This window comes from Thalassobellus citreus (assembly GCF_044385915.1).
Classification (GTDB): domain Bacteria; phylum Bacteroidota; class Bacteroidia; order Flavobacteriales; family Flavobacteriaceae; genus Thalassobellus; species Thalassobellus citreus.
In genome coordinates, this window is sequence record NZ_JBISCC010000122.1 from 226,637 (window position 1) to 241,417 (window position 14,781).

General features: G+C 33.6%; 20 protein-coding genes. 2 read left to right on the forward strand and 18 right to left on the reverse strand.

Translation table 11 applies throughout. From position 1 onward, the window contains the following. Position 1: 1 nt before the first annotated feature. The 18 genes from rplE to ACH5TX_RS08640 all read right to left on the reverse strand — a co-directional run bounded on the left by rplE (position 2) and on the right by ACH5TX_RS08640 (position 9,604). Complete coding sequence (rplE, locus tag ACH5TX_RS08555; RefSeq protein WP_439336926.1) at positions 2–553, reverse strand: 50S ribosomal protein L5; 552 nt, start codon at positions 551–553, stop codon at positions 2–4. A 2-nt stretch (positions 554–555) separates the two neighbouring features. Beyond that, complete coding sequence (rplX, locus tag ACH5TX_RS08560) at positions 556–867, reverse strand: 50S ribosomal protein L24 (protein WP_439336925.1); 312 nt, start codon at positions 865–867, stop codon at positions 556–558. Between the two features lie 14 nt (positions 868–881). Beyond that, positions 882–1,250, reverse strand: coding sequence for a 50S ribosomal protein L14 (gene rplN, locus ACH5TX_RS08565; RefSeq protein ID WP_069831953.1), 369 nt, complete (start codon positions 1,248–1,250; stop codon positions 882–884). 2 nt (positions 1,251–1,252) lie between these two features. Beyond that, positions 1,253–1,510, reverse strand: a complete 258-nt coding sequence (gene rpsQ, locus ACH5TX_RS08570) for a 30S ribosomal protein S17 (RefSeq protein ID WP_019386276.1) — start codon at positions 1,508–1,510, stop codon at positions 1,253–1,255. Between the two features lie 12 nt (positions 1,511–1,522). Then, complete coding sequence (rpmC, locus tag ACH5TX_RS08575) at positions 1,523–1,714, reverse strand: 50S ribosomal protein L29 (RefSeq protein WP_298532135.1); 192 nt, start codon at positions 1,712–1,714, stop codon at positions 1,523–1,525. 13 nt (positions 1,715–1,727) lie between these two features. Then, positions 1,728–2,147 (reverse strand): 50S ribosomal protein L16, encoded by a 420-nt coding sequence (gene rplP, locus ACH5TX_RS08580; RefSeq protein ID WP_439339098.1) that lies wholly within the window; start codon positions 2,145–2,147, stop codon positions 1,728–1,730. A 21-nt stretch (positions 2,148–2,168) separates the two neighbouring features. Beyond that, complete coding sequence (rpsC, locus tag ACH5TX_RS08585) at positions 2,169–2,894, reverse strand: 30S ribosomal protein S3 (protein ID WP_439337516.1); 726 nt, start codon at positions 2,892–2,894, stop codon at positions 2,169–2,171. 7 nt (positions 2,895–2,901) lie between these two features. Next, positions 2,902–3,309, reverse strand: a complete 408-nt coding sequence (rplV, locus tag ACH5TX_RS08590; protein WP_439336923.1) for a 50S ribosomal protein L22 — start codon at positions 3,307–3,309, stop codon at positions 2,902–2,904. 6 nt (positions 3,310–3,315) lie between these two features. Continuing rightward, positions 3,316–3,594 (reverse strand): 30S ribosomal protein S19, encoded by a 279-nt coding sequence (gene rpsS, locus ACH5TX_RS08595; RefSeq protein WP_042499126.1) that lies wholly within the window; start codon positions 3,592–3,594, stop codon positions 3,316–3,318. A 3-nt stretch (positions 3,595–3,597) separates the two neighbouring features. Further along, positions 3,598–4,425, reverse strand: coding sequence for a 50S ribosomal protein L2 (gene rplB, locus ACH5TX_RS08600; RefSeq protein WP_439339099.1), 828 nt, complete (start codon positions 4,423–4,425; stop codon positions 3,598–3,600). A 10-nt stretch (positions 4,426–4,435) separates the two neighbouring features. Next, positions 4,436–4,726 carry a 50S ribosomal protein L23 gene (gene rplW / locus ACH5TX_RS08605; RefSeq protein WP_439336921.1) on the reverse strand — a complete coding sequence of 97 codons (291 nt, stop codon included), beginning with the start codon at positions 4,724–4,726 and terminating at the stop codon, positions 4,436–4,438. 5 nt (positions 4,727–4,731) lie between these two features. Continuing rightward, positions 4,732–5,361: a 50S ribosomal protein L4 gene (gene rplD, locus ACH5TX_RS08610; protein WP_439336920.1), complete on the reverse strand. Its 630-nt coding sequence runs from the start codon at positions 5,359–5,361 to the stop codon at positions 4,732–4,734. Next, positions 5,361–5,978 (reverse strand): 50S ribosomal protein L3, encoded by a 618-nt coding sequence (rplC, locus tag ACH5TX_RS08615; protein ID WP_439336919.1) that lies wholly within the window; start codon positions 5,976–5,978, stop codon positions 5,361–5,363. Before rplC ends, rplD begins: the two co-directional genes overlap by 1 nt. 122 nt (positions 5,979–6,100) lie before the next feature. Continuing rightward, the gene (gene rpsJ / locus ACH5TX_RS08620; RefSeq protein ID WP_007650482.1) at positions 6,101–6,406 is read right to left on the reverse strand and encodes a 30S ribosomal protein S10; all 306 of its coding nucleotides are present in this window, start codon (positions 6,404–6,406) and stop codon (positions 6,101–6,103) included. An 11-nt stretch (positions 6,407–6,417) separates the two neighbouring features. Beyond that, positions 6,418–8,544 carry an elongation factor G gene (fusA, locus tag ACH5TX_RS08625; protein ID WP_439339100.1) on the reverse strand — a complete coding sequence of 709 codons (2,127 nt, stop codon included), beginning with the start codon at positions 8,542–8,544 and terminating at the stop codon, positions 6,418–6,420. Between the two features lie 6 nt (positions 8,545–8,550). Beyond that, positions 8,551–9,027, reverse strand: coding sequence for a 30S ribosomal protein S7 (rpsG, locus tag ACH5TX_RS08630; RefSeq protein WP_439336917.1), 477 nt, complete (start codon positions 9,025–9,027; stop codon positions 8,551–8,553). A gap of 23 nt (positions 9,028–9,050) precedes the next feature. Then, positions 9,051–9,425, reverse strand: a complete 375-nt coding sequence (gene rpsL / locus ACH5TX_RS08635; RefSeq protein ID WP_114299995.1) for a 30S ribosomal protein S12 — start codon at positions 9,423–9,425, stop codon at positions 9,051–9,053. 5 nt (positions 9,426–9,430) lie between these two features. Beyond that, positions 9,431–9,604 (reverse strand): hypothetical protein, encoded by a 174-nt coding sequence (locus tag ACH5TX_RS08640; protein WP_439339101.1) that lies wholly within the window; start codon positions 9,602–9,604, stop codon positions 9,431–9,433. Between the two features lie 186 nt (positions 9,605–9,790). Between ACH5TX_RS08640 and ACH5TX_RS08645 the strand changes: the two genes are divergently transcribed. Further along, entirely contained in the window at positions 9,791–11,434 is a 1,644-nt protein-coding gene (locus tag ACH5TX_RS08645) for a POTRA domain-containing protein (RefSeq protein WP_439339102.1), read from the forward strand. Between the two features lie 117 nt (positions 11,435–11,551). Continuing rightward, positions 11,552–14,770 (forward strand): SusC/RagA family TonB-linked outer membrane protein, encoded by a 3,219-nt coding sequence (locus ACH5TX_RS08650; RefSeq protein ID WP_439339103.1) that lies wholly within the window; start codon positions 11,552–11,554, stop codon positions 14,768–14,770. Positions 14,771–14,781: the final 11 nt, after the last annotated feature.

A 14,781-nucleotide genomic window follows, 5' to 3' on the forward strand; every position in this document is an offset into this window, starting at 1 on the left:
CTTAGTTCTTTTGAAAAGGTAATCCTAATTCGGTTAATAATGATTTTGCTTCTTTGTCAGTATCTGCGGTTGTTACAAATGTAATATCCATACCTGAGATTTTATTAACTTTGTCAATATTAATCTCTGGGAATATAATTTGTTCAGTAACTCCTAAATTGTAGTTACCACGACCATCAAATCCTGTAGCTTTTATTCCGTTAAAATCTCTTACACGTGGAAGTGCAGAAGTAACTAAACGATCTAAAAACTCATACATTCTTTCTCCACGTAAAGTAACTTTTGCGCCGATTGGCATTCCTTTACGTAATTTGAAAGTTGCAACATCCTTTTTAGATAATGTAGAAATCGCTTTTTGTCCAGATATTGTAGTTAATTCTTCTACAGCGTAGTCAATTAACTTTTTGTCTGCAACGGCAGCTCCAACACCTTTAGATATTACTATCTTAGTAAGTTTAGGAACTTGCATTACATTTTTATATCCAAATTCGTCTGTAAGAGCTGCAATTACTTTGCTTTTATACTCTTCTTTAAGTCTAGGTGAATATGCCATAACTATATTACTTCATTAGATTTTGTTGAAAATCTTACTTTTTTATCGCCTTCTACTCTATAACCAACTCTAGTTGTTTCTCCTTTTGAAGTTAACAAAGATAAATTAGAAATATGAATAGCAGCTTCTTTCTCTACGATTCCTCCTTGAGGATTTTGTGCACTTGGTTTAGTATGTTTCTTAACCATGTTTACACCCTCAACAATCGCCTTGTTCTTTTCTATCAATACTTTTTGTACAGTACCTTCAGATCCTTTATGATCTCCAGCAATTACTTTTACAGTATCTCCAGTTTTTATTTTAAGCTTTCCCATCTTAATATTCTGTATTAAAGCACCTCAGGTGCTAATGATACGATTTTCATGAATTGTTTATCACGAAGCTCTCTAGCAACAGGACCAAAAACACGTGTTCCTCTCATTTCACCCGTTGGGTTTAATAAAACACAAGCATTATCATCAAATCTTATATAAGATCCGTCTGGTCTTCTTACTTCTTTCTTAGTACGTACAACAACTGCTGTAGAAACTGCTTTTTTCTTAATGTTTCCATTAGGAGTTGCATCTTTAACAGAAACAACTATCTTATCTCCAACAGAAGCGTATCTTCTTTTAGTTCCTCCTAAAACACGGATAACTAAAACTTCTTTAGCTCCAGTGTTGTCTGCTACTTTTATTCTTGATTCTTGTTGTAACATAATTATTTAGCTCTTTCTAGGATTTCTACTAATCTCCAACATTTAGATTTACTTAAAGGTCTTGTTTCCATGATCTTTACTGTATCACCAATGTTACAATCGTTCGTTTCGTCGTGTGCAACATATTTCTTTGTTTTTAACACGAACTTACCATACATAGGGTGTTTTACTTTTTTAACTTCTGCAACAACTATTGATTTTTGCATTTTGTTACTAGTAACAACTCCTATACGTTCTTTTCTTAAATTTCTTGTTTCCATCTTTCAGCAGAATTATTGTAATTCTCTTTTAGTTAATTCTGTCGCAATTCTAGCTACTGTTCTTCTTACTGAACGTAATTGAATTGGATTTTCTAAAGGAGATATTGCATGAGCCAATTTTAGGTCTGAATAACTCTTTTTTGTTTCACCAAGTTTCTCTTGTAACTCAGCTACAGATAATTCTTTAATTTCTGATTGTTTCATAATATCAAATAAATTATGCTTCGTAATCTCTAGCGATTAAGAACTTAGTTTTTACTGGTAATTTTTGAGCTGCTAAGCGTAATGCTTCTTTAGCTACATCAAGAGGTACACCTCCGATTTCAAAAATAACTCTTCCTGGTTTACATACTGCAACCCAGTATTCAACAGAACCTTTACCTTTACCCATACGTACTTCAAGAGGCTTTTTGGTAATTGGCTTGTCTGGAAATACTTTTATCCAAAGTTGCCCTTCTCTTTTCATGTAACGTGTAGCGGCAATACGAGCTGCTTCGATTTGACGTGAAGTCAAAAAGGTTGAATCTAACACTTTTATTCCAAAAGTTCCGTTTGAAAGTTGGTTTCCTCTTTGAGAAAGACCTTTCATACGTCCTTTTTGCTGTTTACGAAATTTTGTTCTTTTAGGCTGTAACATTTTTCTTTACTTTATAAAAAATTACTTTCTACGACGAGGGTTAGATTTATTTCCACCACGTCCTCCGGCTCCACCTTTTCCTTGCTTTTTGGACATTCCAACAAGCGGAGAAAGTTCTCTTTTACCATATACTTCACCTTTCATGATCCATACTTTAACACCTAATCTACCATAAGTAGTGTGTGCCTCAACTAAAGCGTAATCAATATCGGCTCTGAAGGTTGATAAAGGAATACGTCCTTCTTTGTAGTGCTCCGAACGTGCCATTTCAGCACCATTTAAACGACCACTAATTTGGATTTTAATTCCTTCAGCGTTCATACGCATTGTAGCAGCAATAGCCATCTTAATTGCACGTCTGTATGAAATTCTATTTTCAATTTGACGAGCGATGCTAGATCCTACTAAAAATGCATCAAGTTCAGGTCTTTTAATTTCAAAGATGTTAATCTGAACTTCTTTACCAGTAATTTTCTTAAGCTCTTCTTTTAACTTGTCTACCTCTTGGCCGCCTTTACCAATAATGATACCTGGACGAGCCGTTGTGATAGTAACGGTTACAAGTTTAAGAGTTCTTTCGATAATTACTCTACTAACACTAGCTTTAGATAAACGTGCGTGAACGTATTTTCTAATTTTATCGTCTTCGGCAAGCTTATCTCCATAATCATTACCTCCGTACCAGTTAGATTCCCATCCTCTGATAATACCTAAGCGATTCCCGATTGGATTTGTTTTTTGTCCCATATCTATCTTAGCTTTGTGTGTTATTGTTTGCTCCAACTACGATTGTTACGTGGTTTGAACGTTTTCTAATTCTGTGTGCACGACCTTGAGGAGCTGGACGTAATCTTTTTAACATAGATCCGCTGTCAACTTTTATCTCTTTAACGATCAATTCAGCCTCTTCAATATTAGCTTCTTCGTTTTTAGCTTGCCAGTTTGCAATTGCAGACAATAACAATTTCTCTAAACGACCAGATGCTTCTTTTTGGTTGAATTTTAATATATTAAGTGCATGTTCTACTTTTTCGCCTCTTACTAAATCAGCTACTAAACGCATTTTTCTTGGTGATGTAGGACAATTATTAAGTTTAGCAAAAGCAACTTGCTTTTTAGCTTCCTTAATAGCGTCTGCCATTTGTTTTTTACGACTTCCCATAGCTTACTACTTTTTACCTTTATTTTTAGCACCTGCATGTCCACGGAATGAACGTGTTGGTGAAAATTCTCCTAATTTATGACCTACCATATTTTCTGTAACATATACTGGTACAAATTGACGGCCATTGTGAACTGCAATTGTTTGTCCTACAAAATCTGGAGTAATCATACTTGCTCTAGACCAAGTTTTGATTACTGTTTTTTTGTTAGATTCAACATTAACAGCTACTTTCTTTTCTAATTTATAATGAACGTAAGGTCCTTTTTTTAGTGATCTTGCCATGTCTTATTTCTTTCTACGTTCTACAATATATTTATTACTTGCTTTAGTCTTAGAACGGGTTCTATAACCTTTAGCTGGTATACCGTTTCTAGAACGAGGATGTCCACCTGAAGATTTACCTTCACCACCACCCATTGGATGATCAACTGGATTCATAACTACTGGTCTAGTACGTGGTCTTCTTCCTAACCATCTTGTTCTACCTGCTTTACCACCTACTAATAATTGGTGATCTGAATTAGATACAACACCTATTGTAGCCATACAGTTAGCAAGAATTAATCTTGTTTCTCCTGATGGTAATTTAACAGTAGCAAACTTACCATCTCTTGCCATTAACTGAGCAAAGGCACCAGCGCTACGAGCCATAACAGCTCCTTGACCCGGACGTAACTCTATACAAGAAATAATAGTTCCTAATGGAATTTGACTTAATGGCATTGAATTTCCAATTTCTGGAGCAACACCTTCTTCACCTGACACTATATTTTGCCCTACTTGTAAACCGTTTTGAGCAATGATATATCTTTTTTCGCCATCTTGATAGTTCAATAATGCGATAAAAGCTGTTCTATTTGGATCGTACTCGATAGACTTAACTTCAGCTGGAATTCCAGTTTTGTTACGTTTGAAATCGATAATACGATACTTTCTTTTATGACCACCACCTATATAGCGCATGGTCATTTTTCCTTGACTGTTTCTACCACCAGACCTTTTATTCGGAACGAGTAAACTCTTTTCCGGCTTATCAGTAGTTATGGCATCATAGCCATTTACTACTCTAAAACGCTGTCCTGGTGTGATTGGTTTTAATTTTCTTACTGACATCTGTCTTTAATTACATGTTACTGTATAAATCAATCATTTCACCTTCCGCCAGTTGTACAATTGCTTTTTTAACAGCATTTGTTTTACCATGTTGAATACCAGTCTTTGTATGACGAGTTCTTCTATCTGGACGGACATTTATAGTACGAACTTTTTCAACAGAAACACCATAAACAGCTTCCACTGCTTTTTTGATTTCTACCTTGTTCGCCTTTGTATTCACCGCGAAAGTATAGCAGTTATTTAACTCGCTATCTGCAGTCGCTTTTTCTGTGATTATAGGTTTAATTAAGATACTCATTGTTTCTATTTACTTAAATTTGTTACAATTCCTTCTAAAGCTCCTTCTAAAAGCACTACTTGATTTGCATTTAAAATCTTGTAAGTACTTATTTCTGAAGAAGTTACAACTTCAGAGCCTTTTAAATTGCGCGATGACAAATATACATTATTATTCGACCCACCCAACACAAAGAGCGTTTTTTTGTTTTCTAAGTCTAAAGCTTTTAAAACAGCAGTAAAGTTTTTAGTCTTTGCTGTGTCAAAACTAAAGTCTTCTAAAACAGTAATTGACTTCTCTCCTGCTTTGATACTTAAGGCAGATTTACGTGCCAAACGTTTCAAGTTTTTATTAAGTTTGAAACTGTAATTTCTAGGTCTTGGACCGAACATACGACCACCACCTTTAAATACACCAGACTTAATACTACCTGCTCTCGCTGTACCAGTTCCTTTTTGCTTTTTAATCTTACGCGTACTTCCAGAAATCTCAGCTCTTTCTTTCGATTTGTGAGTTCCTTGACGTTGGTTTGCTAAATATTGTTTAACATCCAAATATACTGCATGATCATTAGGCTCAATAGCAAACACATCCTTAGAAAGGTCTGCCTTTCTACCTGTGTCTTTTCCGTTTATATCTAAAACTGCTATCTTCATTATTTTCTAATAATTACATAAGCGTTTTTGTGACCAGGTACACAACCTTTAACCACAAGTAAATTCTTTTCAGAAACTACTTTTAAAACTCTTAAATTTTGAACTTTAACTGTGTCTCCCCCCATTCTTCCTGCCATTTTCATTCCTTTGAAAACTCTTGCAGGGTAAGATGCAGCTCCAATAGATCCTGGCGCTCTTAAACGGTTATGTTGACCGTGAGTAGCTTGACCTACACCACCGAAACCATGACGTTTTACAACCCCTTGAAATCCTTTACCTTTAGATGTTCCTGCTACATCAACAAATTCACCTTCAGTGAAATGTTCAACAGTGATTGCATCTCCTAATTTGTACTCCTCATCAAAACCTTTGAATTCAACAACTTTGCGTTTTACAGAAGTACCCGCTTTTTTAGCATGACCTAAGTCTGCTTTAGTAGCGCTTTTTTCTGTCGCGTCATCGAAACCAAGTTGGATAGCTTTATAACCATCTACTTCTTCAGTTCTGACTTGGGTAACGATACATGGTCCAGCTTCGATTACTGTACAAGGAATATTCTTCCCGTTTTCATCAAAGATGCTGGTCATACCGATTTTCTTTCCAATTAACCCAGACATAATTATTTATTTAATTTATTACTATTTGTTATTAAAATTCAAGGCTGAAAATACGTTTCAGCCTTGAATTGTATTTTTACCGTTTTTCCCTCGCTCGCAGCTCAGGACATGTAAGTTTAAAACTAAACTTTGATCTCTACTTCAACACCACTTGGTAATTCAAGCTTCATTAACGCATCAATTGTTTTTGATGACGAAGAGTAAATATCTAATAATCTTTTATAAGAAGATAATTGAAATTGTTCTCTTGATTTCTTGTTTACGTGTGGAGAACGTAATACAGTGAAAATTTTCTTGTGTGTTGGTAATGGAATTGGTCCAGTTACAACAGCACCTGTACTTTTTACTGTTTTTACAATCTTATCAGCAGACTTATCTACTAAGTTATGATCGTAAGACTTTAATTTTATTCTGATTTTTTGACTCATTTTCTTAACTTTTAAGATTGTTCTCCTTTTGCTGCTTTAATAACTTCTTCAGATATATTTGAAGGTGTTTCAGCATAGTGTGAAAATTCCATTGTTGATGTTGCACGACCAGAAGATAATGTTCTTAATGTTGTTACATATCCAAACATTTCTGATAATGGCACAGTAGCTTTTACAGTTTTTGCTCCAGCTCTATCACCCATATCACTTACTTGACCTCTTCTTCTATTTAAATCTCCAACAATATCACCCATGTTTTCTTCAGGAGTAATTACCTCAAGTTTCATAATAGGTTCCATTATTACAGCTTTAGCAGCTTTAGCACAAGCTTTAAATCCTAACTTAGCAGCTAATTCGAAAGATAGTTGATCTGAATCCACATCGTGGTAAGACCCATCCTTTAAAGTAACTTTCATAGCATCGATTTCGTAACCTGCTAAAGGTCCGTTTACCATAGCCATTTTAAATCCTTTTTCAATTGAAGGGATAAATTCTTTAGGAACGTTACCACCTTTAATTATAGATTCGAACTGAAGACCTACTTGACCTTCTTCTGCTGGTTCCACTGTAAATACAATGTCAGCAAATTTACCACGACCACCAGATTGTTTCTTATAAACCTCTCTATGATCAGCCGATTGTGTAATAGCTTCTTTATATTCAACTTGTGGTTGTCCTTGATTTACTTCAACTTTAAACTCACGTTTAAGACGATCTACAATTACATCTAAGTGAAGCTCACCCATTCCTGAAATAATTGTTTGACCTGAAGCCTCATCTGAACGTACTGTAAACGTAGGATCTTCTTCAGCTAATTTAGCTAAGCCCATTCCTAATTTATCAACATCTGCTTTAGTTTTAGGCTCAACCGCGATACCAATTACTGGATCTGGAAAGTCCATAGATTCTAAAACAATAGGACTTTTTTCAGCTGAAAGTGTATCTCCTGTCTTAATAGATTTAAATCCAACAGCAGCTCCAATATCTCCAGCTTCAATATATTCAATTGCATTTTGCTTGTTAGCATGCATTTGGTAGATACGTGAAATACGTTCTTTTTTACCTGAACGATTATTTAACACATAAGAACCTGCATCTAAACGACCAGAATACGCTCTAAAGAAAGCTAAACGACCTACGAAAGGATCGGTAGCAATTTTAAATGCTAAAGCAGCAAACGGCTCCTTTACATCTGGTTTACGTAAAATTTCTTCTCCAGAATTTGGATCTGTACCTACAATACCTTCTTTATCTACAGGAGAAGGTAAATAACGACATACAGCATCTAATAAGAATTGTACACCTTTATTTTTAAAAGCAGAACCACAAATCATAGGAATGATAGCCATATCCATTACAGCAGCTCTAAGTGCAGCATGCACTTCTTCTTCTGTAATAGAATCTTCATCTTCCATGAATTTTTCTAAAAGATTTTCATCATAACCTGCTACTTCTTCAATAAGTAATGCACGGTATTTACGAGCTTCTTCTTTTAAATCTTCTGGAATCTCAACAACATCAAAAGTTGCTCCTTGAGTTTCATCATGCCATATAATAGCACGGTTTTTTACTAAATCTATAATACCTTTAAAATCATCTTCGTCACCAATATTTAAAACGATTGGCACCGCATTAGATTTTAACATATCTTTTACTTGTTGACAAACACCTAAAAAGTCTGATCCTTGACGGTCCATTTTATTAACGAAACCAATTCTTGGCACTTTATAGTTATCAGCTAATCTCCAGTTAGTTTCAGACTGAGGCTCAACACCATCAACTGCACTAAATAAGAATACTAAACCATCAAGTACACGTAACGAACGATTTACTTCAACAGTAAAATCTACGTGACCCGGTGTGTCAATTATATTAAAGTGATAATCTTTTGCATCAGCTGTAGGCTCTCCATTTTCAATAGGGAATTTCCACTCACAAGTTGTAGCAGCAGAAGTAATAGTAATACCTCTTTCTTGCTCTTGCTCCATCCAGTCCATTGTAGCAGCACCATCATGCACTTCTCCAATTTTATGAGATACACCTGTATAATAAAGAATACGCTCTGTAGTAGTAGTTTTTCCTGCATCAATATGTGCAGCAATACCTATATTTCTAGTTAATTTTAAATTTCTTGCCATTTCTTATTAAAATCTAAAGTGAGAGAATGCTTTATTTGCTTCTGCCATTTTGTGAGTATCAACTCTTTTCTTAACCGCTGCTCCTTCTTCTTTAGCTGCTGCTAAAACTTCTGAAGCTAAACGTAATGCCATAGATTTTTCGTTTCTTTTTCTTGAATAGCTAATTAACCATTTCATAGCTGTTGAAACTTTTCTGTCTGGACGAATTTGCATTGGAATTTGAAATGTTGCACCACCCACTCTACGACTACGTACTTCTACGTGAGGCATAACGTTTGATAAAGCATCTTTCCAGATTTCTAAAGCTGTTTTTTCTTCGTCAGTTTTTTTCGATTCTACAATGTCAATCGCATCGTAAAACACTTTAAAAGCTACCGATTTCTTCCCATCCCACATCATCATGTTAACGAAACGAGTTACTAACTGATCGTTAAAACGTGGATCTGGTAAAAGCGGTCTCTTTTTTGCTGCTCTTTTTCTCATGTCTTCTTCTTAAAGTTTTTTAATTACTTCTTAGGGCGTTTTGCACCATACTTAGATCTACGTTGCGTTCTTCCTGAAACACCAGCGGTGTCTAAAGCTCCACGAACTACGTGATATCTAACTCCTGGTAAATCTTTTACCCTTCCACCTCTAACCAATACTATCGAGTGCTCTTGTAAATTGTGACCTTCTCCACCGATGTATGCATTTACTTCGTTTCCGTTTGTTAAACGAACCCTTGCTACCTTACGCATTGCTGAGTTAGGTTTTTTAGGAGTCGTCGTGTAAACACGAGTACACACACCACGTCTTTGAGGACACGAATCTAAAGCAGCCGATTTACTCTTCTTGGTTATTTTGGCTCTTCCTTTTCGTACTAATTGTGAAATTGTTGGCATATATATTATATATAAATTTTAAAATCCTCTTCTAAGAGGGCTGCAAAGGTAGAAATTAAAATGAATATTTCAAACCCTAATTCATTAATTTTCACAACATAGCCAAAATTTTCTCTAAGACCTTGTGTAATCACTAAAATTACAAAGCTATTTACCTGCTTATTTTCTACTTTTTTCAAAACTATAACAGTTTTTTTTTACTTCAAACCTTCCCGAAGAGATTTTAATAGAATTTAAAATTTATACATATCCTCATATTATAAGTGTGGTTTTTCCGTTAGATTTACACAATTAAATAAGTTGTTTGTAGCGTGTTAAAAAACTTTTTCATTATCCTTATTATATGTTTACTTTTTTCAACAAAGTTGACATCACAAAATCTTAAACTTAAAGTTAAAGGGAATTCCGATTATGAAACTGAGATAATCGATTCTTTAAACTACAAAAAAACTCATTTAGATTTTAATTCGATTAAACATGAAGTAAACTCTATTCAAAAAAAACTTTATAAAATAGGTTATATTGAAAACAAACGAAGTCTAATAGAAAAAATAAACGACTCAACATTTATTACTCAATTCCAATTAAAAAATAAATTTGACTCCTTATATATATACTATAATAAAAACTCAATAGACCCTCAAATTTTAAATTCAATTTCGAAAAATATTTTTGATGATTATTTTATAATAAACTTCAACAAAGCTGAAAGCGTTTTAAACTTTATTAATTCAAAAATTTCAAATCAAGGACTTCCTTTTTCAAAATTACGATTATCAAATATTGAAATTACAAAAAGTAACAGTCTAAAAGCCGAACTTATTATTGAATCAAAAACAAAGGAAAGAAGTATTAGTAATATCATTATTAAAGGATACGAAAAATTCCCGCACTCCTATTTAAAACATTATTTAAAAATTAAACCTAACCAACCTTTTAATTTAAATTCAATAAAAAGAAAAACCGAACGCTTAAATGATTTAAAATTTGCGAACCAAATAAAAGCTCCTGAAGTTTTGTTTTCTAAAGATTCTACATCATTATATATATACCTTGAAAAATCTAAAAGTAATGCCTTTGATGGCTTTTTAGGATTTGGCACTAACGAAGAAACTAACAACCTTGAATTTGATGGCTACTTGAATTTAAACCTTACTAATAATTTAAACTTTGGAGAAAGTTTCAAACTCCTATACAAGAGTGATGAAAACGATCAAAAAACTTTCGACACCGAATTAACACTACCATACATATTTAAATCCCCCATTGGTGTCGATTTACAATTACAGATTTTTAAAAGAGACTCTTCTTTTACAACTGTAAATCAATCTGCAAAACTACATTATCAAATAAATTCTAAACACAAAATATATGCTGGCTTAACAAACTTAGAATCTAACAATCTACTAACAGAAAACATTTCGTCTAATAACATAACCGATTACAAAACCTCATATTATTCTTTTGCATATGAGTTTTTAAAGCCACAATCTTATAATTACTTATTCCCCATTAATTCAAAATTATATTTTGAAACTAATTTCGGAAAAAGGAAACTCACAAACGAATCTCTTAAGCAATCACAATTTATTATTGATGCAGTTAAAACGTTTAATCTAAATCTAAAAAACAGCATTTATTTAAAATTGAATGGCTCCACACTAATTTCTGACACCTACTTAGAAAATGAGTTATTTAGATTCGGTGGCATTAATTCCATTAGAGGTTTTGAAGAAAACAGTTTACTAGCATCTTCATTTGGTATAATTAATAGTGAATACCGACTACAAGTAACGAATAGTATTTACATACATTCTATTATAGATGCAGCATATTTTGAAAACAAAAACCTTAACACTAAAGAAAAACTGTTTGGCTACGGCTTTGGTTTTGGTATTTTAACCAAAGCCGGTCTGCTTAAATTTAATTATGCTAATGGCAAAATAGAGAATCAAAAATTTAAGCTAGCAAATTCTAAGATTCACATCAGTATAACTACAGATTTTTAGTGTTTTTATGATATTTCCTTAAAATTCACACCTGAAAAGCAAATTTTAACCATTATTTATTGTTTTATTAACTTTTTATTATGATTTTTGGCATTGACTAATTCAAATAATTATAAAATGAAAACAAAGTTTAGTGGAATTCTAACGCTATTACTAGCGTTTGTCGTGCAACTAACGTTTGCGCAAGAAAAGACAATTTCAGGTAAGGTATCAGATGATTCTGGCTTACCTCTTCCTGGAGCAACAGTCTTAGTAAAAGGTACTACTTCTGGTACTTCAACTGATTTTGATGGTAAATATTCAATTAAAGCAAATCAAGGTGCAACTCTTGTATATAGTTTTGTTGGGTACACAACCAAAGAGGTAGCTGTTGGTACTTCAAACACAATTAATGTTACAATGACAGAAGATGCAGAGTCTTTAGAAGAGGTTGTTGTAACTGCTTTTGGTAAAACAAAGCAAAAAAGATCACTAGGTTATTCTGCAACTGCTGTAGACAATGAGACAATTACATCAGTAAGTACAACCAACCCTCTTGAAAGTCTTTCGGGTAAAGTTGCTGGTGTTGATATTACAGCTCCTGCACAGCCTGGAGCCTCAGCCAAAGTTATATTAAGAGGCTTTAGCACATTGGGAAACAACGGTCCTTTATATGTTATAGATGGTACGCCAATTTCATCTGCATCTAATGCAAGTACTGGTATAAACAGATCATATGATGGAGGAACAAATGTAAATGATTTAGATCCTAATGCAATTGAAAGCATTAACATACTAAAAGGTGGTCCTGCATCAGCTTTATATGGTTCAAGAGCTTCTAATGGAGCTATCATTATTACGACTAAAAAAGGTCGTGCTGGTCAAAAGCTTAAAGTTGAATTATCTAGTTCTATAGATTTCCTTGAAGTTGCAAGAGTACCACATTTACAACAAAAATGGGGACAAGGATGGAATGGTAGTGATTCATCAGGTTTACCAACTGGCGGATCAGGTGCAACAAATGAAAATGGATCATGGGGACCTGCTTTTAATGGTCAAGTTCGTATTTGGGGACAAATAGTAGACAACAGTCAACAAATAAAACCTTATGTGAATCTTGAAAATAACATCCGAGATTTTTATGACATAGGAAATACTTACTCTAATTCACTAAGGTTAAGTGGAGGAGGAGAAATGTCTGATTTTTCATTAATTTTCTCTAAACAAGATACAGATGGGGTAATACCTACAGATGCAGATGGATTTAAAAAGAAAACTTTAAGTTTAAACGCTGGTATTACTGATGGAAGATTGAGGGCAAGAGTATCTGCTAATTACGCTCAAACTCGTCAAAACGCTGTAAACACTGGACAAGGTGACGCAGCAGGTCAAGGAAATGTTTTTATGCAAGAATTATTACAAATACCAAGAGGTATTAGTTTAATTGATTTAGAAGATTATGAAAATAATATTTTCAACTCAAATGATTGGTTTTATACTCCATACTCTCAAAACCCTTATTGGACAATAAAAGAAAATTCTACAAGAATAAGACGTGATCGTGTATATGGAAACATTAACTTATCTTATGATATTTTACCAAATTTATCTGCAACACTTCAATTAGGAGCTGATATTATAAATGGAGGCACACATACTCACGGTGCAGTAGTAAAATACACTCCAGGAAGTGCTCAAAACCTTTTAGGGACTTCAGAAATAGTAGGAGGAGTTGGTGAATCATCGTATCAAACAAGACGTTATGAAAACTTTTTTAGTCTAGATTATAATACGGAATTAAATGAAGATTTTGGTTTAGAAGCATCTCTAGGTGCAACTCAACGAAAAATAACTAGTACTTCTTTAGCAGTATCAGTTACAAATTTAGATATTCCAAATTTTTATGAAATTTCTAACTCTGCTGTACTACCAGTAACAGGGCAAGCTGATTCAAAATCAGCGAACTTCTCTGTATTTAGTACTGCAACATTATCATATAAAGATCGTCTTTTCTTAAATTTAACTGGAAGAAACGAGTGGACTTCAACATTAGCTATTGGAAATAATTCATATTTTTATCCTTCTGTAAACTTAAGTGCCATAGCTATTGATAATGGAACTCACTTTTTAAAATTACGTGCAGGTTTTTCTCAATTAGCTAATGGAGCTCCAATTTACAGTACAGAAAGTACAGCTACCCAAGGTGTAGCAGGTGCATATTTTGGATCTATAAACTTCCCTTTTAATGGTTTAAACTCTTTTGAAATAGGAAGAACATTAGGAAATAAAGGTATTGAACCTGAATTTACTGATGAATATGAATTTGGTATTGAAGGTTCGTTTTTTAATAACAGAGTAAAAGCTGATATAACTTACTACAATAAGGCTACTGATGGTGTTATTATTGGACAACAATTACCTCCATCAACTGGTTATGGAACTATTGTAGGAAACTTTATTGACATTGAAAATAAAGGTATTGAAGCAGCTATTGGGTTAGTTCCAATAAAAACTAATAATTTTAGTTGGAATATAGATTACACGTTTACAAAAAACGAAAATGAAGTAACAAAACTTCCTGATGGAATTGATAAATTCCTAATTAATGGAGCATACAATATTAATTTTTATGCAATTAAAGGTCAACCTCTTGGAATATTCCAAGGTAGAACCCCTTTACTAAATGATGCAGGTCAAGTTGTTGTAGACCCTAACACAGGTATTCCACTACAAACTACTGATGAGCAAGACTTAGGGTCATCTCAAAGAGATTTTGTTATGGGACTTCAAAATACATTTAAGTATAAAAACTTAAGATTATCTTTTGCATTCGACTGGAAAGAAGGTGGATTAATGTACTCTTACACTTCAAGATTATTAGGGTTTACTGGGAATTCAATTGCAACAACTTATAATGAACGAAACCCGTTTATTGTACCTAGTTCAGTAAATGTTGATACTCCTGCTGTATTAAATCCAGATGGTAGTGTTTTAACTCCTGCTACATATGTAGAAAATAATACTGCTATTGATTTTGGTGCAGTTACTGGTTATTATAGTTCTAGTAATAACCCTAGTACTGAGGCAACAAACCATGTTATAGACAAAACATTTATTAGACTACGTGATTTATCTTTATCTTATAGTTTACCGTCTAAAATTATAGATGCTACTGGTTTTCAAAATATCACATTTAGTGTATATGGTAAAAACTTAATGTTATGGACACCAAATGAGAATCCGTATGTAGATCCTGAACTATCTACTTTTGGTAGTGATTTAGCAAGTGAGTTTGGAGAGTTCTCTGCAAACCCAGCACAAAGAACTTATGGTATGTCTTTAAAAATGACATTTTAACAAATAAAAAA